16 protein-coding genes are annotated in these 23,155 nt (G+C 38.7%); 8 read left to right on the forward strand and 8 right to left on the reverse strand.

Annotated features, from left to right (window positions below):
- Positions 1–217 precede the first annotated feature (217 nt).
- From RE317_RS12410 to RE317_RS12420, 3 genes are all read left to right on the forward strand, one after another.
- The gene (locus tag RE317_RS12410; RefSeq protein WP_008668046.1) at positions 218–1,399 is read left to right on the forward strand and encodes a dicarboxylate/amino acid:cation symporter; all 1,182 of its coding nucleotides are present in this window, start codon (positions 218–220) and stop codon (positions 1,397–1,399) included.
- Between the two features lie 109 nt (positions 1,400–1,508).
- A complete protein-coding gene (locus tag RE317_RS12415) occupies positions 1,509–2,999 on the forward strand; it encodes a hypothetical protein (protein WP_117873477.1) in 1,491 nt (496 codons plus the stop codon).
- 11 nt (positions 3,000–3,010) lie between these two features.
- On the forward strand, positions 3,011–3,571 hold the full coding sequence (locus tag RE317_RS12420; RefSeq protein ID WP_005839072.1) for a DUF6705 family protein: 561 nt from the start codon (positions 3,011–3,013) through the stop codon (positions 3,569–3,571).
- A 99-nt stretch (positions 3,572–3,670) separates the two neighbouring features.
- On the opposite strand, the gene RE317_RS12425 is transcribed toward RE317_RS12420, so the two are convergent.
- A complete protein-coding gene (locus RE317_RS12425) occupies positions 3,671–4,666 on the reverse strand; it encodes a TlpA disulfide reductase family protein (RefSeq protein ID WP_005839070.1) in 996 nt (331 codons plus the stop codon).
- A gap of 133 nt (positions 4,667–4,799) precedes the next feature.
- Here RE317_RS12425 and RE317_RS12430 point away from each other — a divergent pair, with 133 nt between their 5' ends.
- Positions 4,800–6,548: a DUF4091 domain-containing protein gene (locus RE317_RS12430; protein ID WP_008668039.1), complete on the forward strand. Its 1,749-nt coding sequence runs from the start codon at positions 4,800–4,802 to the stop codon at positions 6,546–6,548.
- Positions 6,549–6,861: 313 nt separating this feature from the next.
- Here RE317_RS12430 and RE317_RS12435 read toward each other — a convergent pair whose 3' ends face one another.
- From RE317_RS12435 to RE317_RS12465, 7 genes are read right to left on the reverse strand one after another with little or no spacing between them, the layout of a single operon-like run.
- A complete protein-coding gene (locus tag RE317_RS12435; RefSeq protein ID WP_005839066.1) occupies positions 6,862–7,191 on the reverse strand; it encodes a DUF2149 domain-containing protein in 330 nt (109 codons plus the stop codon).
- Between the two features lies 1 nt (position 7,192).
- Positions 7,193–7,792, reverse strand: coding sequence for a MotA/TolQ/ExbB proton channel family protein (locus RE317_RS12440; RefSeq protein ID WP_008668036.1), 600 nt, complete (start codon positions 7,790–7,792; stop codon positions 7,193–7,195).
- Positions 7,793–7,806: 14 nt separating this feature from the next.
- The gene (locus RE317_RS12445) at positions 7,807–8,496 is read right to left on the reverse strand and encodes a hypothetical protein (RefSeq protein ID WP_008668035.1); all 690 of its coding nucleotides are present in this window, start codon (positions 8,494–8,496) and stop codon (positions 7,807–7,809) included.
- Positions 8,497–8,502: 6 nt separating this feature from the next.
- Positions 8,503–12,978 carry a cobaltochelatase subunit CobN gene (locus RE317_RS12450; protein WP_117873475.1) on the reverse strand — a complete coding sequence of 1,492 codons (4,476 nt, stop codon included), beginning with the start codon at positions 12,976–12,978 and terminating at the stop codon, positions 8,503–8,505.
- Positions 12,979–13,024: 46 nt separating this feature from the next.
- A complete protein-coding gene (locus RE317_RS12455; protein WP_005848805.1) occupies positions 13,025–15,181 on the reverse strand; it encodes a TonB-dependent receptor in 2,157 nt (718 codons plus the stop codon).
- 13 nt (positions 15,182–15,194) lie between these two features.
- The gene (locus tag RE317_RS12460) at positions 15,195–15,857 is read right to left on the reverse strand and encodes an HmuY family protein (protein WP_008781846.1); all 663 of its coding nucleotides are present in this window, start codon (positions 15,855–15,857) and stop codon (positions 15,195–15,197) included.
- A gap of 1 nt (position 15,858) precedes the next feature.
- Positions 15,859–16,326 carry a calycin-like domain-containing protein gene (locus RE317_RS12465; RefSeq protein WP_005839054.1) on the reverse strand — a complete coding sequence of 156 codons (468 nt, stop codon included), beginning with the start codon at positions 16,324–16,326 and terminating at the stop codon, positions 15,859–15,861.
- Positions 16,327–16,559: 233 nt separating this feature from the next.
- Between RE317_RS12465 and RE317_RS12470 the strand changes: the two genes are divergently transcribed.
- The 4 genes from RE317_RS12470 (at position 16,560) to RE317_RS12485 (ending at position 22,560) form a co-directional block, all read left to right on the forward strand.
- On the forward strand, positions 16,560–16,793 hold the full coding sequence (locus tag RE317_RS12470; RefSeq protein ID WP_016270013.1) for a hypothetical protein: 234 nt from the start codon (positions 16,560–16,562) through the stop codon (positions 16,791–16,793).
- Positions 16,794–17,137: 344 nt separating this feature from the next.
- The gene (locus RE317_RS12475) at positions 17,138–18,046 is read left to right on the forward strand and encodes an AraC family transcriptional regulator (protein ID WP_005848809.1); all 909 of its coding nucleotides are present in this window, start codon (positions 17,138–17,140) and stop codon (positions 18,044–18,046) included.
- 520 nt (positions 18,047–18,566) lie between these two features.
- Entirely contained in the window at positions 18,567–21,365 is a 2,799-nt protein-coding gene (locus RE317_RS12480; RefSeq protein ID WP_008668030.1) for a hypothetical protein, read from the forward strand.
- 4 nt (positions 21,366–21,369) lie between these two features.
- On the forward strand, positions 21,370–22,560 hold the full coding sequence (locus tag RE317_RS12485) for an OmpA family protein (protein WP_008668029.1): 1,191 nt from the start codon (positions 21,370–21,372) through the stop codon (positions 22,558–22,560).
- Positions 22,561–23,155 lie beyond the last annotated feature (595 nt).

Genomic DNA, 23,155 nt, shown 5'->3' on the forward strand with positions numbered 1-23,155 from the left:
CTATTATTTATAAGAGAGATTTTTAAATGTTTCACTTAATCAAGGTATTAGCATAAGGCAAAAAGATTTCATAAGACGGGGAGCGTGATGTTTCCCGTCTTTTTCTGTTTTTCATACGGCATTCTATTTTATTTTTCTATCTTTGTTCAAGCTATGAAATAACATACCTATACAGCAAACTTTTTCCGGATATTCATCGTTTAACTGAAAAAAATATATGAAAAAGTTTCTAAGTAATACTATCGTACAACTGCTTATTGCCGTAATTATCGGACTGTTGGCAGGCTTTGTTGTTAATGACGCAGTGCTGGAAGTCGTTATCTGTATAAAGCACATCACGGGACAGATTATATTTTTCCTGGTTCCCCTTATTATTCTGGGATTCATAGCCCCCTCTATTGCCCATTTGCGCAGCAATGCATCAAAGATGCTTTTATTCGCTTTCGGCATAGCCTACCTATCATCTATCGGAGCCTCTTTTTTCGGAGCAGCCGTAGGTTACAATGTGATTCCTTTTCTGCATATAGCCGATGATGCCAATACACTGAAAGCATTGCCGGAAAATTTACTAAAAATAGATATTCCACCGGTCATGAATGTTATGACGGCCCTTGTACTGGCAGCTTTGATAGGACTTGCTACTGCTTGGGTTAAATCGGATGAAATATCAAAACTACTGGATACTTTTCAAAAGATGGTACTTGAATTGGTGAAAAGAGTACTGCTTCCCGTACTTCCCGTATTTATTGCCGCTAACTTCTGCATTCTTAGCTATCAGGGAGCTGTTACGAAGCAGTTACCGGTATTCCTCTCCGTATTGATAGTTGTTATTGTTTGTCATTTCATCTGGCTGTCATTGCTTTATTTCATTGCAGCTGTTTACTCAAGAAAAAATAGTTGGCAGGTATTGAAATACTATGGTCCTGCTTACCTCACAGCATTAGGTACAATGTCTTCAGCAGCTACGCTGGGAGTGGCGTTGGAATGTGCCCGCAAAAGCCCTATCCTTCGAAAAGAAATCAGTGATGTGACGATACCTTTATTCGCCAATATACACCTATGCGGCTCTATCCTGACAGAAACCGTATTTGTACTCACTGTATCCCAAATGCTTTATGGAAGTATGCCCAGTATATTACAAATTACTTTATTTATCCTGTTATTAGGATTATTCGCCATCGGTGCACCGGGAGTACCGGGGGGAACAGTACTTGCCTCTTTAGGGCTAATCATCTCTGTTCTTCACTTTAATGAAGCCGGAACGGCATTACTACTTACGATTTTTGCATTACAGGACAGTTTCGGAACAGCTTGTAATATTACCGGAGATGGGGCACTAACGCTTATTACAGATACTTTCGAAAAAAAGATAGCTTCGAAGCCGAAGGCTTTTAAATAAAGGCTCTCTAATAACTATCTTTTTACTTAAGGGTTTTGTAAAGTTACTTTTTTTGATATTATTGCAAATATTCTCAACCCATACTAACCACAAATCAAAAATAGATACTATGAAACGAAAAACACTTAAAAGAAAAATTTCTATTGTTGGCATTTTAGTTTTTGTCAGTATGATAGTTTATTCATGTTGGCAAGATGAATGGTCCTCCAATGTAACTGATGAAGTTATTTTTGACAGCAATAAAGAATTGACCATTGCTAAAGCAGAACAATGGTATAATGCCACCAATCCCTCAGCTACTACAGTTAGATCCTTAAGTGCTGACGGGCGAATTCCAGCAAAGCCTAATTGGAACAAGGCTAAAGAAAGTAGAAAAGGAGATTTAGAGGTAGTCGAAACAACTCTAATGACAAGCGGTAGTACATTTTTTATGGATAACGAGACAAAAGAAAAATATGAACTACAAGATGATTTGGATAAAATATATAATGTAGCACGCATGGTAATATTGAAGAATCTAGAAACAGGTGAGATTTACAACTTCATCATGGTATTCATAGGTACTTATGATTATTTGATGCATACCACCTCTTTTGAAAACAATTCTTATTTACATCGTGAAGCTGATTTTGATGGAAAAGTTTTATTCTACAATTTCAATTATGGATTGGTAAATGGTTGGAAATATGAATCAGGGAAAATAACAGCCTCCATTTCTCCGGGAACAGAGGAAGGATACCGTATGAGTTTGCAAAGAGGAAGAGGACAATCCGTATGTAATACGGAAATAGACTGGATGGAAAAGCGGAATTGTCATAATGGTATCGTTTGGGATCATGAACTGGGGCTGCCCGGCATCGATGTAATTTGCGACAAGTATTTACATCCTGAGTATCATGAAGTTTGCGTTTCATTGGATGATGACGAAATGGATGGCGGAGGTGGTGGATATAATCCTCCTTCAAATCCTCCTGAAACACCTCCTACTCCTTGTAAACGTGCTAAAACATTGTCGCAGGACGCAGCATTTAAATCGCGTATAAAAGATGTGTATAGAAAAACATTTTCCGCAGGCAATACTGTGGAGCAAGGCTTTATACAGACTTCAGACGGGCAAACTATTTTCCCGAACGTACAAGAATCAGGAAGTGCCAAATTCACAAATGATCAAATAGCAGGAAAAGAAATCATGGAATGGTACCATTCCCACCCTACAGGCTCTATGATTACTTCATGGGCAGATTTAAAGGCTTTAGCTATACGATACCAACAGGGATATGTGAAATCAGAGAATTTTACTTATGGAGTAGTTTCAGAGTTCGGATGTATGAGTATTATGATAACTTCTCCCACAGATTTTAATACTTTCGCTACCAAAGTTCGAAATGGTGAACTTTCCGAAAGTTGGAACGCTTATATAGTTGGTGCAAGCGGAGGGGGAGTTGATGAATGTATAGGTCAGTTGCTTAAATTTTTAGATCGCAATAACTCCGGTCTGTCAGTGATGTTTAGTTCGAATATTGATGAAAGCAATCCGACTTGGAATGCTCAGGAACTAGCTTCTAATGGGAAATCTGTAAATATGGAATGTAACCAATAAAAAGAAAAGTCATGAAAAGAATAGAATTTGTTTTGTGTTTGTTTTTTATCAGCACAGTTAGTTTTGCCCAAAAGGAAATTGCTCCAACAAAAAACTTGGATGCTTATATCGGGACTTGGATGTATCAGTCAAATGATACGATTTTTAAAATAGTTCTTAAAAAAGGATATGCAGAGGATCAACACATGATTATAAATGGTCTTATGGGAGGATATTTTCTATCAGTGAAGGGAATAATTGTAGAAAACTATTTTAGTATCAGAGATACTATTTGGCACTTGGACAAAAAAAAGGGAACTCAAGATTTTTCTATCTGGGCTTCAAACAATGCTACCAGTTTGGACTACATTGATCCTAATCGAGTCGGAGTTTTATTTTACGACCAACGGAAGAAGCACTTCGGCGGAAAAGGGATATTAGGCGGAAAAATACTTCTGCTTTCTTCCGATAAAATTCGTTGGCATCTGGATGAAAAATTAGGATTAGCCCTTGAAGAACCGGATGAATATACAGAACTGATAGGATTTTCTGTTCCTTCGGACGTGATAATGACTAAAGAGAAAGAACAATGATGTGAACAAAGACAACAAAATGTATCAAAAGCCAATGGAGAACCAACAGTAACCCCTGGCTTTTGGTACATTTATTTTCATAATCTTACAGCAAACTTGTTATTTCAAAACCTCATCCAGCTTTTGTTGCAAAGCCTCCCCTTCCAATCCTACAGCCAAGATCACCCCATTGGGGTCCAACAAGAAATTCATAGGAATCCAACGAATAGCATACTGCACGGCTGCATCCGATTTCCAGTCCTTCAAGTCTGAAACATGAGTCCATGCCAATTGATCTTTCTCAATAGCGGCCAACCAAGGTTCTTTCTTACGATCCAAAGAAACTCCTAAAATAGTAAAATTCTTATCCTTGTATTTATTCCAGGCAGCAACAATATTCGGATTTTCCTTGCGACAATCAGGACACCAGGAAGCCCAAAAATCAATCAGTACATATTTTCCTCTCAAACCGGATAATGTGACAGGATTACCGTCTACATCGGGCAATGTAAAATCCGGAGCCACAGCACCGACCTGAATATCTTCCATCCGCTTGATAAAGCCATCTATTTGACTGACATACATGGTTTCATCCAATGAAGCATCCAGTTTGGCACGCAATGCCTTCATTTCTTCCAGATTCAACTTATAAGCGAAATCCTTCACTATGAAATAAGGGGTAACAGCAGATGCCGGGTGAACAGCAACCAGACTATCTATGCTATATCCATCCTGACGAGTCAAAGGAGCATTTTGTGCATACAGATCATTAATGGCAGAACCTGTCACAGTCAGTATCTTTTCTGATTCATTCATCTTCAACTGCATCTTTTCGTTATCTAAAAAGAATACCAACGGACGTTTGCTATCCCTAAACGTAGTCAGCCCATAAGCCAATGGCTCAGTACAAACACCTTCAAATTTGAAAGTACCGTCAGTAATCACAGCCGAATCCACAGCTATGAACGATTTATCCTGATATTTTTTCAGATACACCATTCCATCTTTAACATCCGATATTTCTCCATTCAGAGTATATCCTTTTTTCTCTTCGCCACAGGACAGTACAGTCATAGCCAGTACACCAGCAAAAAGCACATTTACCATTCTTTTCATCTCTATCTTCCTTATTATTATAACTCGTCAAAAATAAATATTCCTATGCAATTATGCAAACTCCACCGTTCCTATTTGGAAATTAACTCTCCCTGAGTTACCTTTGTAACTTCAACTAACTATTATATAACCTATGAAAAAACTCCTATTTCTAGGCGCTCTCCTGTTGTCAACAGTATGTATGAACGCCCAAACTTCCGAATATTATCAGGAAGCAGCCAATCCTATTGCCACCAACCCCGCTTTATGGGCGAAAGTTACAGCTCCACAAATCAGCTGGGGAAGCACAGACATCCGCTATAAGAAAGAGGAACCGGCTCCCATCCATAGTGCGCAGAAAAGTATGAATCTTACTGCATGGAAAGGTGAGAAAATTTCAGCCCAACTGGTAGTATGGACTCCCAAAGCGCTAAATGACTTGACTTTCATGGTCAGCGATTTAACCTCAGGCAGTGCAACCATCAGTAAAGAGAATATCCGAACAGGCTTTGTCCGTTACGTTATAACCGATGAACTGAACAAAGACGGTTTGGGCGCATGTGGCTATCGAAACAGTGCTGATTTTGACTCAACTTTAGTAGCAGATGTAATAGACCATATCACTCCTACTCTAACCCTTCCCGCCAACTCCACCCAAGGGGGATGGATCAGCGTAAACATCCCTCAGGGCACTAAAGCCGGGAAATACACAGGAACCGTCACAGTGAAAGCCGACGGTACCACCTTGTCTGAATTAAAACTGAACCTCCAAGTGAAAAACCGTACTCTGCCTCCTCCTTCCGAATGGGCTTTCCATCTGGATTTATGGCAGAACCCTTATGCAGTATCCCGTTACTACAATGTGGAACCGTTCAGCAAAAAACATTTCGATTTGATGCGCCCATTGATGAAACTGTATGCCGATGCAGGTGGTAAGGTAATCACAGCCTCCATTATGCACAAGCCTTGGAACGGACAGACCTATGACGCTTTTGAAAGCATGGTCACTTGGTTGAAAAAAGCGGATGGAACCTGGTATTTTGACTATACCGTATTCGACAAGTGGGTGGAATTTATGATGGATCTTGGTGTCAAAAAACAAATCAGTTGCTATTCTATGGTTCCCTGGCGCCTTTCTTTCCAATATTTTGATCAGGCCAGCAACTCTTTTAAATTTCTGGACGCCAAACCGGGTGAAGTTGCTTATGAAGAATTTTGGATGAATATGCTGCAAGATTTCTCAAAGCATCTGAAAGCAAAAGGCTGGTTTGATATCACTCACATTGCGATGGACGAACGCCCGATGAAGGACATGCAGGAAACACTGAAAGTGATCCGTAAGGCTGATAAAGACTTTAAAGTTTCTTTGGCAGGAACTTATCACAAAGAACTATTGGATGATCTGAATGATTATTGTATCACCATTGCCGAGAAATTTACTCCCGAAGAGATTGAAGCGCGCCGGAAGGCAGGCAAAGTAACTACTTATTATACCTGCTGCACAGAGCCCCGCCCCAACACTTTCACTTTCAGCGAACCTGCCGAAGCTGAATGGCTGGCATGGCATAGTGCGAAAGAAAATCTGGACGGATATCTTCGTTGGGCTTTAAACAGCTGGGTGAAAAATCCCCTACAAGACAGCCGTTTCACAGCTTGGGCTGCCGGAGACACGTATATGATTTATCCGGGCGCCCGTTCATCCATCCGGTTGGAACGCCTGACAGAAGGAATACAATTTTTTGAGAAAGTACGCATTCTGAAAGAAGAATTTGAAGAAAAAGGCAATAAAGGAGCTATTAAGAATATAGACAAAACCTTGAAAATGTTTGATGAATCAAGCATGGATAAGATTTCTCCTACCACTGCCGTAAACAAAGCAAAAAAAGTTATCAACCGATACTAGAAAAAGGGAAAATACCTTTATTACATACATATATATATCGGACCACACATATGTATGTAATAAAGGTACTTCAAACTAAAAGCCGAACAGAATTAACTTGTGGGAAATAGGATGGATGAATCCCCGATAGCTTCAAAAGTAACTTAAGTGCATTGGGCAAGTAACTTAACTTACTTGACACTTTCACTTAACTTACTTGGCTCACGAAGTCAAGTTACTTTATTTGCCCTATATTTCTCAAATAAATTCTGTTCGGCTATATAAAATGGCAAGTTCTAGTTTTAACTTTATCCTCCCTTTCCTTTATACAAGTTTATTCTTCGGGTACATAAATGATTTCTCCATTATCCAATTCATAGGCAATACCCACCTTTTTTCCTTTCTTGCCGCTTTTGACATCCTGATCCTCAGAAGGGGTATAACGGTTAATCTTCTGCCCTTCCTTGGTTATGATTTCCATGTTTTCCTTACCCGGATTCTTCACCATCGTAAAATCTTCCTGACTAAACATTTCAGTCATATTATAACGGGTAACCAAGGCCACCATTAACGCTACAGCAAACACCATCGCCACATCAAACAGATTGCTGACCACGCTCATCGGGTCACTATCCTCCTCTTTTCTTAATAAATTACGTTTCATCTCAAGCTGTACGTTTTTCAGTGAGCAATTCAGAAAGGAATTCCAGATTAGTCATATCCTGTAAATACCAGCGTTGCTTCACCTGCTGGGTTATGAAACCGATAGCACTAGAAAACAGACCAACTACAGTCGTAGCAAAAGCGACCTGCATATTATACGCCATAGAAGCGATATCACCAGTAGAAAGTCCCACCAAAGCAGGTCCCATTGGAATCAATGTACCCATCAATCCAAGCATCGGTCCCATCTTGGTCAATGTTTTTGAAATAGCCAAATCCTTATCAGCAGTAATTTCAAAATCAGCCAACAGGCGCTGCACATGTGCCGGACGGTCTTTTGTCTCCAACACCCGACGGATATACGCAATGACCAACGAGTTCGACTTCACAGGAAGTTTGCCTTCCAATTCGGGCAAAGTATCTATAGTCAGTGTATCAAGCTGTTGACGCAACAACGCATCCGTACGCCGAATAGCCAGATACTGCCCGAAAAAACTGCCTATCAATAATAGCGAACGGATGAAAAGAATAATAAGCAATACAACAACAGGGACTAAAAGTCCGTTCGAAATCCAAAACAGAATGTCTGATATAAGATTCATAATGTCAATAAGTTTTAAATGTTTGTTTTTATTCGTCTATATTTATATATAACCAATCCAATGAGCCCTCCACCTGCCAGCATAATTATCAAGCCGGTCAATGCCCCCCAATCCACCTCGCTTACACCTGTTACGGCGGTACGACCATTTACAGTAGCAATAATTCCCAATATGGCGGTCAATGCATTAGTGAGGAACAATAGCTCCAACCGTAATTCCTTTTCCGGCAAAAGATAACGAAGAAACAATGTGCCTGCAGAAATCAATATCAATACACCTGCCGCCATACTCCATGCGACAAGAGAAAAGGAAACACCCGAAAAAGAGAAGATAAGATATACTAATCCGCTAAACAAGACAGGAAATATCAAAATCCCCGGAAACCAACGTAAAGCACGGTAAGCCAAAAGAGTACGTTTCTTAACAGGCCCTGTAGTAAGCACATGAACAGCCAACATACAAAAAGCCATCTGTAAGGCAACTTCCACTGTAAGCACCACCGAAGTGTCAAGCATCAATTGGACATTTGCCAACCAATCAGCAATCTGTGTCTTAGACTGCTGAATAGCATATGGCCACATCAGTCCCACAAAGAGGGTGGCTACAACAGCTATTGCTGCAACCGATCCTCGTTTACGAAATGTCTGTTTCATCATAAAATTGAAACAGACCAATATCATAAGAACAACTACAACTGTTTCCATAGCCTGTTATTCCTGCATTTTTTTACGGCGACAACGCACCAATACAATTAAAACAAGAACAGCAGCCACCACTACAACACAAACAACAGTATTGCTTACCGTATTCGTCTGTTGTTCCGTACCGACTGTATTCATCTCTTCTTTTTTCATCACCATACCCTTTTGCTCTTTTGAAGCAGCAACTTCACGTATCTGACTGATGTTTTCCTTATACCGGGATGCAGTCTGTGCATCCGTTTTAGAAGCTATGAACTGACGTAATTTGGCATTATCACAAACAAAACCAGAACAAGACGGTTTATATTTATTCACCAAATCGGTATGTAGTTTGGCAATATCCGCTATCTGTTGCCCGCTAGCCTGCCACATTCCTTTACGGATAGTTTCCATCATTACCGCAGTCATTTCTTCCAAAGCGGCAGGGTTCTGCTTTTCAAAATAATCCTGCACTCCCAAGTTAAATTTATCCTTTACATACACATCATATATCTCATTCCACATTTCCTTATCAACAGCCTGAGGTTTCATGACATTCCAACCATACGTATTTTGCACAATCTCAGCAAAAGTATTAGCTGCGCCAGCCTCCCCTTTCATTTTTTCCTTAATATAAGTAGGATTGAATATTGTGGTACGGCTCTCTATACCAATAGCTTCTTTCACCTCTTGCATACGGGCATTGTTACGGTTACGATAGTCGCTCAGATACGCATCAGGATCTTTACCGGTCACATTACGGACAGCAAGATTCATACCTCCCATAAACTCATACACATGATCCAGACTTAATGCACCCCATGTATTGCTTTGACGTGGCTGAATAACCGCATCCGTACGTGTCAAAGCAGCTTCCAAAGCAAATTGGCGAACAGTTTCCCAATTCTTTTCACTACCATAAAAAGCACCCATATTATTCAAATAAACATCGGCGATTTCCTTTTCACTTTCCCAACGGTCACCAGATTGCACCATACTTTGTATACCCGTACCATAATTACCATTCACTCCTCCGAACACACGGAAAGTAGACATTTCACGGGCCTCTTTTGGAGTCAGACCTTTTTCTATTAATACACGTTCAGCTTCCACAACACCTGCTGCTACTTGATTTTCAAATTGATCTTCTCTAGCATTGGCTGCCATCTCTACGGCACGATTAATAAGAAACAGACGTGAAGCGGCAATATCTCGCAGCTGCCCGCTAGTCTGCACTACCACATCAATACGAGGACGGCCTAATTCAGCAGAAGGAATCAGACGAAGATCCGTCACACGCCCAAACGTATCACGAACAGGCTCTACACCCAGCATATAAAGCACCTGTGCAATAGTAGCACCGCCGGTTTCTATAAATTCTCCACTCCATAATGTATAACTTACTTTACGAGGAACAGAGTCATTATGACGACGGCGATACATTTCGATAGTGTTGTCAGCCAATTGTTTTCCTTTTTCCCATGCAGATTCCGACGGAGTTTCTTCAGCATTGATAGCGAAAAGATTTCGTCCTGTAGGTAATGTATTAGGATTGGCGATGGGATCACCACCCGGTGAAGGCTGCGTATATCCTCCGTTCAACGCATTCACCATAGAGGTCAATTCTCTTTCCGGACTTTCCAAAAGAGCACTCTTATAATTGCCCACATTCTTCAAGGTACGTTCTACTTCCACGACAGCCAAAGCAAAATTCATCTCCTCTTTAGAATATTCTTTTTTCTTGGACATCATAGCTTTCATCATCGCTTCCATGCCTCCGAATTTATCACTATCCGCTTTTTCACGTTTTCCTCGAGAAGTTGTTTTCATTGTAACCGTATCTTTGGCCAGTGTATTCATACCTACAGCACGGCTCTTGTACATTCCTGTTTCCATTTTCTTTAAAGCTTCAGGGCTTGCACCCATTTTTTTTGCAAGTTCCATAGCTTTCTCAGGATTCATACCTTTCGCTATTTCCTTCATTTTCTCTTTCATAGACCCGGATATGCTATTCCTTTTCGAACATCCGCTTTGGTCAGCCTGCATTATTCCACTGCTCATATCAGCATGTGTTTTAGCCTCAGCCGGAGCTTCTTCAGCTAATGCCATCATCATGGCCATCATGCCTTGAGAAGTATTACGGGATTTATTGATTTCATGTGCTTTAGCAAGTTCATCGGAAGTAATGCCAGTAATACGGCAAATCAATTCATCAGAAGCCAACGATGGATCAGCCAACAGACGAGTGACCAAATCACGTGCAGGTTCTAAATAACGCTGAGTAAAAAGAGTGCGATGTTTCTCTACCTGTCCGTCCGCACGATTACGTAGTTTATCTAATGCCAACAGACTATAGGCTATCGGCTCGGTAGCCATAGCATACACACTGGAAGTAATACGAATGGGTTCATAAGGAATCCCCATCGTATACAGCTGACCTGTAATCTTCTCATTTGCCAGTTCCTCTGCAAAATTTTCTATACGCTGAATATCTTCCTCGGCATAAGGAACAGTAAGAAGACTATCCAATTCCAATTCACGATGGATGCCCAGTTTCACCGTGAGTTTCTTTACCGCCAATGAAGCACGGTTCAAAGCGTCTTTATTTCCGGTAGACAGTACAGCCTGCCCATCGGCCGGAAGTAAATTATTGTATGTTTTGACAGCCTCAGTCAGTTCACGATAAATGGTGCGGACACTACTTTCCATAAAAGGTGGAGTAAGATAAGATTGCAATCCCGCATATGAACGACGCTTAGCAATCATCCCTTCACCTACATTGCCGATGGAATAAATATAAAAATGAGGTAATGCACCTACCAGACGGTCGGACCAGTCATTGCTGCACAAAGCAACTTGTTTGCGCGGAGTGAACTCTAAACTGCCATGAGTACCGAAATGAATCAACGCATCAGCTTTAAATCCGAATTGTGTCCACAGATAAGAAGCAATATAAGTATGTGGAGGAGCTGCATTGGTTCCATGTACTACTTTAAATGCATTATCCCCACTACCGGCCGCATTCTGTGGCAAGAGCACCACATTTCCAAATTGCAAACGAGCTACTCCTAAACGGCCGTCGGAAGTAGTCATATATGCTCCGGGAAATTCACCATTGGCAGCTATTACTTCGGCATACATTTCAGGACGAATGGATTTCTTTATCCAACTCTCATATTGTTCTTTTGTTATGAGTTCGGGCTTGCCGGTTTCCATAAACCGATCAAAAGCTCCTTCGGCATACGAACCAAATACGGCTCCTTGAGATTGTATCATCTGTTCCAATTCTTTCGAAGAGGTAGGCAAACCGTCCACCTTGTAGCCCTCGCGTTTCATACGCTGCAACAAGTTATAAAGTGAAGGAACCACTTCCATACCACCCGCAGTCAGTGCATTCTGACCAGGACCTTTATAATAATAAATAGCAACGCGTTTCTCACTATTGGGTTTACGCTGCAGAGCAATATAGTTATTAACTGTTTCTACAAAAGTTTCCAAGCGTTCTGGAATAGCATAAGCGTGTTGCAAACCCTCCTCATCCTTATAATGTCCAAAAAGAGCGAACGGACGAATAGCTCCATCTATCTCGGGAGTAACAATACTTTGTGACATAAAGCCGCCATTCATCCCCATCTTGTCCCTCTCCCACTCCTCTACCAAGCGATTTACATTCAATGGAGAGAAAAGCGGTATATTCTGTTTCGCCAGATAATCTACAATAGGTTCACCCATACGTCCATGCGCCATATTGATAATAGCAGACGGACGGACAGAATCAATTCCATGGTTCTGAATAAAAGAACGCATGGAACGTATAGGATAAACCATATTGCCAGTTTCCTCCAATTTAGCAATAAGCCCGGAAGGTTCACCCATCGGACCGGTCACAATAATACGCGGAGCATTCTCTTTCCACAAGCCGTTATGTTGCAGAAAAGTATTGTATCCGGCTACCGTATTGAAACCCAACTCTTCGTCTTCGGGTTTCTTTGGATCCATGTGATAAAGCACATCATCGGCACGTTTCATTACGGCTTCCGGTTCAGACACAGAGAATAGTTTTTTATCAATATGCACACGCACATAATTCAGCATACTGCGATAGTTACGACGTCCTCCATTAGACAGATAATGTTTCAATGTATCCGCTTGGATGGAATCCAATGAAATAATCTTGTTTGCAGGATTGGTAGCGGCAGTAGTCAATACCGGCAGACCACCATCGGCTGCTTTTTGTATTTGCGCCCGTTGCTCTTCAGTAATCCTTAATCCCATGGCATTGATAAATACCATATCATAACCGGTCAATCGGTTCAGATCATCTGTGCTCAGTTCACTGATTTTAATAAATGAGTTGTCATTAGCTTTAGATATCTGCCCTAAACTGATTACCTGATAGTTGATGAAAGCCACTCTAGTTGCACTGAACCAAAGATTCCATACACCAAACAAAAGCAGCAAGATGACTGCTATCCCTCCGCCAATCAATAATTGTTTCTTCTTCATATCTTTATTTAAATCACATAGTTTATTTAGTATTAGCAGCCAAATTTCATTTGAACAATTGTTCTATATCCAATGACAAACCGGCTGAAAAAGTTGTTCCTTTAGTAGCAGGCGAATTATTATAATAACGGAAAGGGACATAATTAAACAGGTTGTCTACCGCCAAAGTCATATCAACACCTTTCCATACTTTCTGAGACAACGTAAGCTTCCACATTGTATACGCCGGATAGGTCACCTTCTCAGTTTCTTCATAAGAAGTGTTCGAAGTATATTCCTCTGTATTCACCTTGGACAGAAAGCGTCCGTTCAAAGCAACATTAAACGCATAGTTCTTCCAATGCTTGTCATACTCAAGACGGACAGTAGCCGTATGCGGGCGAGTACTTGAAATGACAGGTTGCCCTTTCTTTATATTCTCGTGTGTATAGGCGTAAGATAAACGTGCCGACAGTCCACAAGGATATTTGACGGAAGCATTTGCCTCGGCACCGGATATCCTGATATTTGATATATTGGTATATACCTGCCCTTTCAACGCCTCACTCCACGCCGTAGTGATACGATTATCAACTACATTATAGAAACCTGTCACCGTCAAATTATAACGACCTTTCATATATTCTGCCGAAAGAGAAAAATTATGGCTGGTTTCAGGCTTCAAGTCAGGATTACCATAAATCATAAAAATACTTGCCATATCAAAATTCATATACATTTCTTTCAAAGTAGGAGCTCGGAAACCACCGGCATAGGAACCTCTCAATGAACAGTTTCCTATTTTATACATCAGTCCTAATTTGGGAGAGAAATGATTAATATCGGAATCTGAATAATAATCAAAACGTAATCCTGTGATGACATTGAAATATTTCGTCGGGTTCCAGTCAAACTGTGCAAAGCCGTCCACTGTATACTGATGTTTACTTCCATTATTGGCAAACTGATAGGACATTAAATAATCACGCATATAATCACCACCCACGGTGAGAATATGCTTACCGACAAAAGTATGATTATAAAAAGTATGAACCGAATGTTGTACATTACTATAATCACGTACATCATTAGCATCTTGCGGCAAGTAGTCGCTCTTATCATACTGGTCGAAAGAATAAGCTATTTCCAGATCCTTATCTTTATCCAATACATAATTTCCTTTCACCCCACCACTGAAGTCGCGATAACGGTCTTTACTAGTCTGTGACTTCTCACGTTCACGAAAAAAATATCCGGCACGTGCCGTCAGTTTCAGATGGTCATTAGCAGTATAGACCAAACGTTCTTTGAAATTCCAAGTTTTATCACCATACACCTTTTTAAATGCCCAATCCTCCGTTTCCTCATTTGTTTTTCCATCTGCCAAATCTTTTTCATCTACTTGGGTATGCTGTACATTAGTCACACTATTGAATTTTCCAACATTGAAACCTATTGTTCCTCCATAACGCTGCTCATTATAAGCCCCGTAACGTCCATTGAGATTCACAGTCCAAGGCTCCGCAGGCACTTTACTTATGATGTTTACCACTCCTCCTACCGCATTCGAACCATAGAGTGAAGAAGCCGCACCTTTTACAATTTCAATACGCTCCACATTGCTCATATTCAATCGGTTGTAGTCTATATTATCCAAAGTCTCACCTGCCAGACGCTCACCATCAACCAGAAAAAGTACAGCATTTCCACCAAATCCTTGCATATTGAGAGAAACTTGCTGGTCCATGGAATAAGAGAATTCAATTCCCGGCAGTTCTGCCTGAAGTAAATCTCCAATATGGGTAGCATCTACTTTTTTTATTTCATCGGCAGTAATGACACGAGTTACAATGGGAACATCTTTCAGGAGTTTCGGAGTACGGGTTCCCGTTACAACTACAGTTTCCATATTTACAGCATCTTCTTTCAGTATAAAATCAACTTTACCTGTTTTACTGACAGACACTTTATGAGTCTGCGAGATATACCCCATGTATGAAACCTGTAGAGTATATTCTCTATTATCGGGTAATTTCAACATGTATTTTCCCTGTGTATCCGTAGTGGTTCCCAAAGTTACTTTTTCTTTTACGGAAACTGTTGCTCCCGTCAGAGGTTCTTTATTTTCATCAAATACAGTTCCCGAAATAATTCGTTGTGCTGATACTGATACCGCCATCAGCCAACACAGTATCAAGCACACGTTTCTGAGTAGTCTATGCATATCGTATGTCGGTTTACAATTCAAACGGATAAATATAATCAATAGTCATGAAGCCTTTTACACCACTAGCATTCATATAATTTGTGAGACGAACAGCCGCATAAGTTCCATCTTTCAGCTTTACCATATAAACCTTGTTTGAAAGAGTATAGGTAGGTGGCATATTACTTTTATCAACATTCAACCATTTGGATAGTTCTTCATTATAATAGGATGCCATATAAACAATATTACCATCCATCATACCTGACATATCAATGGCTATCTTAGCGGTAGTCCAAACATCCTCCACATAGGCTCCTTCGGGCATCGCATCCGCATTCCGTAAAGCGGAAAAACCTGTGAAACCGGTTTCCAATACTGCTCCAGCATTGGTTTTAACATCATAACGATGGACAGCAATATCCCATTCCTCCGGTTCTTTCTGTTCAGAATCCGTCACATTTACAGAATCTACTTTTTGTGTATGGAAATCGATAAAAGTCCAACGTCTATAATCAGTAGCATCAATATAAATAGTACCCGAATGGGTAGAAGGGTCTGTTCTTATAAAACCCAATTCATTACTATCCGAAGCAGCAGGACTATCATATATTCCTTCCAAAATACCATCACATGCCGAGAATGGCAAAAGCATCATTCCCAGTATGGTTATAATAGAGAGATATCTTTTCATGCTATTTAGTGCCTACAAAAGTCGCAGTAATAGCCATAGGCATGGCTCCCGGCTTTAGTGTAAAGATCAGATCAGCCTTTTCATCCTTAATCGTTCCTTGTAAACTTCCTGTATATTTTACAGAACCAACAGTTACATCAACAGCACTTTCCGGCAAAATATAAGTGACATTATCGGAGGTATGCACTTTAATTCCAGGTATAGCAATATCCGGCAATGACATCATTCCTTCACCAGCACCGCCAACTAGAAGAACTTGAACAGTTCCCCCTTCTTCCGCAGTAATTTTCACCTGACTGTCTGACGTTCCTTGATCATTTCCTGATACTGAGAGTGATAATGTTCCATTGTAAATACCAGCAACCTCCTGAGCCGGAATCACGGTATCTTCCTTTTTATCATCATTGTCACTACATGCTACTGCACACAATGCAATAGCCATCATCGCTAAAAAGTTTTTCAATTTCATAATACTTTAGTTTTATTGATTAATAGTTATTATTTTATGTTTTCAAATTTGTTGCAAAGTTACCCTTGCCACCAAGAGTACACAATACCTAAAAATTGGGGTTTTATTACTGATAATCATATACATCATAAAATACACGAGTACTTATTTTTAGGTATAAAGCCGAAAATTATCACCATTAATAGGTATTATCAGTATGTATTTCTATAACCAATTTTGTAAAAAAAGCAAGCATGATTAAATTGACACATCATGAAATGCCTGTGAACAAGACACTTCATCATAGAACAATAGAGATTCTGACAGTACTTACCCTACTTATAGGTAGTCCGTCATTCCTTATTTACTTCTATTGTTCCCACGACACAAATAATCCATTATGCCAATGGTTGCTTTGTACTTTGAACCATACTCCCGAAGATGGGGAATACTTATATAATCGATACTTAGTAATCAGTATCACATGAGCGGCCTTATATTCGGATTTTTATTTGTAATTTCCTTATTGTTCATAGCAATAAGAAAAAGATCCTTAGATTTATCTCTATTCCAAATCACTTATTTACATTCACTCATAAAAAAATCAGTAAGCATCTTCCACTTTATAAGCTACCATCCAAAGCATCCGGCCTTAAATACCTTATAATTTCATATGTTGATAAACTCTTTCTTAAACAGAAGATTCAATTTCATATTAGCAATGATTTAGTTGCATATTCCTCCTATAGCTTTAAAACATTTTAAATATCAAGTTATATTTGTCCGGGATAGATGTATCAAAACTTTTTTTATCTTAAAATGTTTATAATGTATGGAAATGCTATTTTTACTAAAGAATTTATACCGTGATCCTCTTGCGCTATCCAGATTCAGCCAATTCAGGTGTCTTCATATAAGTAAAGGAGAGATTATCCAAAACTTGAACGAAACCCATGAGTTTCAAGTTTGTTTTGTTCTAAAAGGGTCATTATGCCTATTCAGAGATCATATAGAATCCATGCCTCTGATGGCAATGCAGAATGAATTTTTCTTCATCAGCAGCCTGCATCAATGTAAAATCAAGGCAATGGATGAAGTACAACTTGTCATTCATGCATGTAATATTGTGGCTCCTTATCTACATAGCAGAACAATAGAGTATCTGCAAGATATATCCATCGAAGAAGTAAAACCGGTAGAAGTCCTTCCCATTTATCCGTTAATGCGTTCCTACTTAGATTTGCTGGTCGATTACATGAAAAATGGAACAGAAATTCCCGACTTACATCGAGCCAAAGAATATGAATTGTTCTCATTATTTAAAATTTGCTATAAGAAGAATGAAATTGCCTCCATTTTCCGTGATGCGCTATCTAACGACCTTCAATTCTTCGTATCCGTCATGACACATTACAAAGCTTGCAGAACAGCCAAAGAACTAGCTGTTTTATGTGGATATAATGATACTGTTTTCACACAGTTATTCAAAAAAAACTTCCATGGAGATACACCATATCAATGGTTACAAAAACAAACATCTTATGAAATTGAATTCAAATTAAAAAAAAGTACTTTACCCATCAAACAAATAATGCTGGACTATCATTTCAAGACTTTCTCCCATTTTACAACCTACTGTAAAAGAAATATCGGAGCTACTCCTAACGAAATACGTAAAAAAGGAGAAGAATCAAGAGATACACCTTCTCTTGAAACATATTCAGTTTCTGCAAACGATTAAACAAACATCCCGCATCCTAAAGATTATGAATATAGTTATCTCCATCATACACACTAAAGCTAATAATAAGTTTGTTTCCTGATCTCGGTATATGGATCTATTTTAAGAGTTTCTATACATCTATAATAACAAATATCACAAAACCTAATCATAATCCACCATCAATATATGGAAAACTTATCACATATACCCCTCTGTAAAATCATATAAAGCATCTACCATTTAAAACTATCCCAAAACGAACATTTAGAAAAATAGGAAACCTTTTTATGCAGATATAAAAGAAAGAACTGATTATATGCAAACAAATCTTTTAAATACGCAACTTCTTTTTAGTACCAAATATAGAACTTTGCACCCAAATAAAATGTGAATATTATTATAATGTAAATCGCACACAGCAGAATAACCTAAAATATAAAATTGCATGCCCCCCAACGATACAATATTCAATAAAGCAGAACGGAGTTTATCCAATATGTAACAACAAAGAACAATTCATTTTTAATAATTTACAGTCATGTATACAAAGAAGAAATGCAAAATTTATGTATTATCAGTGCTACTTTGCACATTTTTTTTCTCGTGCAGCAGTATTGATTTTGAATTACCCCAAGGTCCTCAGGGAACCAATGGCAAATCCGCTTATGAGATATGGAAAGAAGAAGTTGAAACCGGTCATATAAACTGGCCTTCCACCCAAGTTGATTTAGCAGACTTTTTAGTTTATATTAAAGGAGAAAAAGGAGACAAAGGAAAAGATGGAATGTCTGCATACGATCAATGGAAAATCCTGATCACCCAAGGTAATGTCACCAACCCTCATGACCCTTCGCTCATTTGGCCTTCTTCAAAAAATACAGAAGCCGATTTTTGGGATTTTCTTAGCGGAAGAGACGGAGAATCACCTCATATTGGCGAAAATGGGAATTGGTATATCGGCAATAAAGATACAAAAATCAAAGCTATCGGCAAAGATGGAAAGGATGGAATTAATGGCAAAGACGGATTTTCCGCCTATGAATTATGGAAACAATCTGTTGCTGGCGGCAATATAAATTGGCCCAAAGACCAAACAACAATGGAACATTTCTTTTTATATTTAAAAGGGAAAGATGGTGAAAATGGTATTACTCCACATGTTGGTGAAAATGGTAATTGGTATATTGGCAATCGTGATACAAATTTTCCGGCTCAAGGTCAAAAAGGAGAAAATGGTAAAGACGGAACATCCCCTTATATTGGTCCTAATGGAAACTGGTGGATCAATACATCCGATACAAAAATAAAAGCTCAAGGAGAAAAAGGAAGCGATGGATTAACCCCTTTCATTAAAGACGGATACTGGTGGATAGGCACATCCAATACAGGGATTGCAGTGCAAGGTCCCAAAGGAGAACAAGGTGATAAAGGAGCGGACGGACTTACCCCGGTGATAAAAAATGGGAACTGGTGGATAGGCACCACCGATACAGGAATAAAAGCTCAAGGAGAGAAAGGAGATGATGGCGTATCTCCCCATATAGGTAATAACGGAAATTGGTGGATAGGTACTACTGATACAAGAATAAAAGCTCAAGGAGAAAAAGGAGTTAACGGAGCATCTGCATACGAATTATGGGTAAATGACGTCAAAAATGATAAAATCAAAGACAAAAATAATTCAGCATGGTCCAAAGATAAAATTACAATGGCAGATTTTTACACTTACCTCAGTGGAACAAATGGTAACAATGGAAAATCCGCTTATGAACTATGGAAAGAAACTGTAGGAACAGGCAATATGAATGATCCTAAAAATCCAGGACAAAAATGGCCTTCTGACAAAGTTTCAGAATATGATTTTTTCAATTATTTAGCTGGTAAAGACGGAATAAACGGAAGCAATGGTTTATCAGCACATGAACTGTGGAAAAATGACTTAGCTAAATTTTGCGGTACAACAGATGCACTTATTGACCACAAAAATGGTGGAGTATGGGACTGTGAAAAAAATACGTTAAAGGATTTTTATGACTATCTACACGGGAAAGATGGCAAAGACGGAGAAGATGGCAAAGACGGCAAACCCGGAGAACCAGGAAAACCGGGAACAGAAGTTACCATCATTAAGGGTATACCTAATGTTATTGCACAATATTCTCAATCAGAATATGGTGAATATGTACGCACAACTGATGGAGGTGTACTCTATAAAGTATATGATGAAACTGGACAAATCGCACCAAAAGCTCAAGTAAAAGGCATGCCGGGTATCAATGCGGAAAAAACTTACATTACCAATGAAAACGGAGAGTTTATTGTACCTAAAGAAGATTTACCCGAAATACAAGACATAAACTTACGCTGGGGAACGGTAAAAGAAGTAACCCTAGCCGGAAAGTTGCCGCAAGAATCCGCTAAAAACACATATGTTCCTAATAGAGTACGCATGAGAATGATCCTCCGCGATAATTCAAATTCATTATACGATTATCAGTATCTATATTTCTATATACAACGAAAAGTTAATCCGGAAGACCAATGGCAAAATATCCCTTCTTATTTACCTAATAGTGGTTCAAGGAATTTAGACGCATATAGAGTCTCTGACAAAAATAATCCCAACAGTATTTTGTCAGATAAAAAACTATATTCAAGCCAAGGCTCTAGTTCAAATAATGGAGGATATTATTACTATATTTATACCTATCGGTTCATTCAAGAAAATCCCGGAAAATTCAAAAACAATCAATCTGAATATTGGGATGGAAGTGACGTTTATTACACTGTAAAAGCTAGAGAACCTTATTATGGAGAAACTTTCCAATGGAATGGTGTTTGTTTATTAGCTCCTTATCAAATGGGACCTACGCTAAAAACATTAAAATTAAAAATAATATCCAATGGAGAAGCACCCAGTTTCTCATCTGCTGAAGGTGAATTGGATTTTTCAAAAATAGACTTTACAAGAATTTACAAATCATCGACCACACGTGTCGTTAAAGAAAATGGAATGGACTATGTAGAACCGATAGCGTATACTGAAGAAGAAGCCAGCAAACTTAAAATGGCATATATCACATTCAGATATACCTCAACAGCTGGCTCACAAGAAGCATCAAGTTCTAATAACAGATCTTCTGCAGAAGTTCCAACGTTCAAAGTATTCGCACCATTTTTAAATTCATCCATATACATTGACAGTGGCAACAGTTCATATTTCTATAGATATTATCAAGGTTATCTCCGAAAAGGAAAGGATGAAAAAACATTTATTATTGAAAACTATAGCAGCTCTTATGAGTTGCCCGAAGTACAAGTTATCTATGAAGAATAAAAATATGAAGAAAATATATATACATAAAATCCATCTCATACTATGCTTTACCTCAGTATTATGTTTCGGTTTACCTATAAATGCACAACAAAATGCAAAGAATGGAGCAGCCGATAATAATAAAAAAGCATGGGAAATAGGTATAGGCGCAACCGGACTTCAAATGACACGTTTTAATGTCATTAATTTCCATACTAATAATAAAGGCGGTTACACTGTAGGTACTAATAAAAAAGATTTTATTTTTGGAGGAAATCTATATTTTGCTCGTGAACTTAACTCTCATTTTTATCTAGATTTACAAGGAACATTAGACTACAGTTCCGATCCTGTCCGTAACGGTAAAGAATCAAGATGGCTAGGTATGGCAGGAATCGGTTTACAGTGGCGTCTAGGTGAATATCTCCATTCAAATTATATTGATCCTTTCCTACGGATGGGAGCCAACTATATGTACAAGAATTTTAAGATCAACTATAAGGGGATGGAAGAATTCAACAGTGAGGAGATGGAATGGAATCTGTCAAATGATTATACTAAAGAAGGGAAAGATAAACAAAATCTTATCCCTATTTCATTGGGAATAGGCGTGAATACGTGGCTTAATGACAACATTGGCATAGGACTCCAAGGAGACTACCTCATCATGCCATACAAACATATAGCCAATTCATGGCAAGGAAGCATTCGATTGATGTGGCGCATTGGTGGTAAATCCCTAAAAGTCAAACCGGAAATTCAATATGTGGAAAAAATCATAGAAAAAGTTATAGAAAAACCTATAATCATGAAACAAATTGTAGAAACTCCAAGCCAGCCCAATGTTTTATGTGATTTATTCAACAATATCTATTTTGAGTTTGATAAAACAGAAATAACTCCTAAAGCAGCTACTATCATTGATGAAATAGCTCAAATTATGCTGACAGACACAAGCAAAAAATATCTCATCACAGGATGTACTGATGCAAAAGGATCATCACAATACAATATGGATCTATCCCAAAAACGTGCAGACGCTGTAGTCAATGCACTTATAAAGAAAGGAGTTCCCAATAAAATGTTAAAAGCAAAAGGAGTGGGCGCAAAAATATCGTATGCATCTCAGAATGCTCCCAACGAAATACGAGAAGGAGATCGTAAAATTATAGTTCAAATCATTACAAATATGGATTATTGGAATTATATACCATAAAAAATTTCCCCTCTATCAAAACGGCATATATTCCTATATCGTGGAATATAGCCGTTTTGCATATTCCAAAGAAAAGTTCGAGCCATGTATACCCTCATGCCCTCACTGCATATATAACAGGTTTATTATTAACGGTTTATGTAGTAAAGATAAAAAAAATTGCTCTCATTCATGCTCTCATACTCTCACAATGTTTTGAAGTATATTTCCACATAAATTACTTGTTTTCAGCCACATACCATTTTCTTATAGATCGTTTCGACTTGATATAAAGTAGGGTGTTTTAGGCTTTTTCCCCGCAAAAAGTACGCATGAAAGGTCTGTACCTCCACAGAACGACGGTTTACGATGCATTGGTAACAATAAAAAAGACGACGACGTTTTTAAAAAAGTTCCTGTTCTTTTTTAAAAACGTCGTCGTCTTTTTTGAAAAGTTCTTGATCTTTTTTGAGAGCATGAGGATATCACATATGTAAGCATAAGACTAGGTACACCGAATAGTACACCGAAAGAATGCTTTGGGTCAATGTAAAAAGCTGAGGGGTAAATTTATAAATTGTTATCTTTGTTTCCAAATTCATAGCTTATGGAGTTA

Source organism: Phocaeicola sp. GP0067, from assembly GCF_031119655.1.
Lineage (GTDB): Bacteria > Bacteroidota > Bacteroidia > Bacteroidales > Bacteroidaceae > Phocaeicola > Phocaeicola vulgatus.

Excerpts from the sequence above, each read along its gene's own strand:
- RE317_RS12420 (WP_005839072.1), top strand. The coding sequence starts at position 3,011 with ATGAAAAGAATAGAATTTGTTTTGTGTTTGTTTTTTATCAGCACAGTT.
- RE317_RS12450 (WP_117873475.1), bottom strand. The coding sequence starts at position 12,978 with ATGAAGAAGAAACAATTATTGATTGGCGGAGGGATAGCAGTCATCTTG.
- RE317_RS12465 (WP_005839054.1), bottom strand. The coding sequence starts at position 16,326 with ATGAAATTGAAAAACTTTTTAGCGATGATGGCTATTGCATTGTGTGCA.
- RE317_RS12460 (WP_008781846.1), bottom strand. The coding sequence starts at position 15,857 with ATGAAAAGATATCTCTCTATTATAACCATACTGGGAATGATGCTTTTG.
- RE317_RS12440 (WP_008668036.1), bottom strand. The coding sequence starts at position 7,792 with ATGAATCTTATATCAGACATTCTGTTTTGGATTTCGAACGGACTTTTA.
- RE317_RS12430 (WP_008668039.1), top strand. The coding sequence starts at position 4,800 with ATGAAAAAACTCCTATTTCTAGGCGCTCTCCTGTTGTCAACAGTATGT.
- RE317_RS12470 (WP_016270013.1), top strand. The coding sequence starts at position 16,560 with ATGATTAAATTGACACATCATGAAATGCCTGTGAACAAGACACTTCAT.
- RE317_RS12425 (WP_005839070.1), bottom strand. The coding sequence starts at position 4,666 with ATGAAAAGAATGGTAAATGTGCTTTTTGCTGGTGTACTGGCTATGACT.
- RE317_RS12435 (WP_005839066.1), bottom strand. The coding sequence starts at position 7,191 with ATGAAACGTAATTTATTAAGAAAAGAGGAGGATAGTGACCCGATGAGC.
- RE317_RS12455 (WP_005848805.1), bottom strand. The coding sequence starts at position 15,181 with ATGCATAGACTACTCAGAAACGTGTGCTTGATACTGTGTTGGCTGATG.
- RE317_RS12480 (WP_008668030.1), top strand. The coding sequence starts at position 18,567 with ATGTATACAAAGAAGAAATGCAAAATTTATGTATTATCAGTGCTACTT.
- RE317_RS12475 (WP_005848809.1), top strand. The coding sequence starts at position 17,138 with ATGGAAATGCTATTTTTACTAAAGAATTTATACCGTGATCCTCTTGCG.
- RE317_RS12485 (WP_008668029.1), top strand. The coding sequence starts at position 21,370 with ATGAAGAAAATATATATACATAAAATCCATCTCATACTATGCTTTACC.
- RE317_RS12445 (WP_008668035.1), bottom strand. The coding sequence starts at position 8,496 with ATGGAAACAGTTGTAGTTGTTCTTATGATATTGGTCTGTTTCAATTTT.
- RE317_RS12410 (WP_008668046.1), top strand. The coding sequence starts at position 218 with ATGAAAAAGTTTCTAAGTAATACTATCGTACAACTGCTTATTGCCGTA.
- RE317_RS12415 (WP_117873477.1), top strand. The coding sequence starts at position 1,509 with ATGAAACGAAAAACACTTAAAAGAAAAATTTCTATTGTTGGCATTTTA.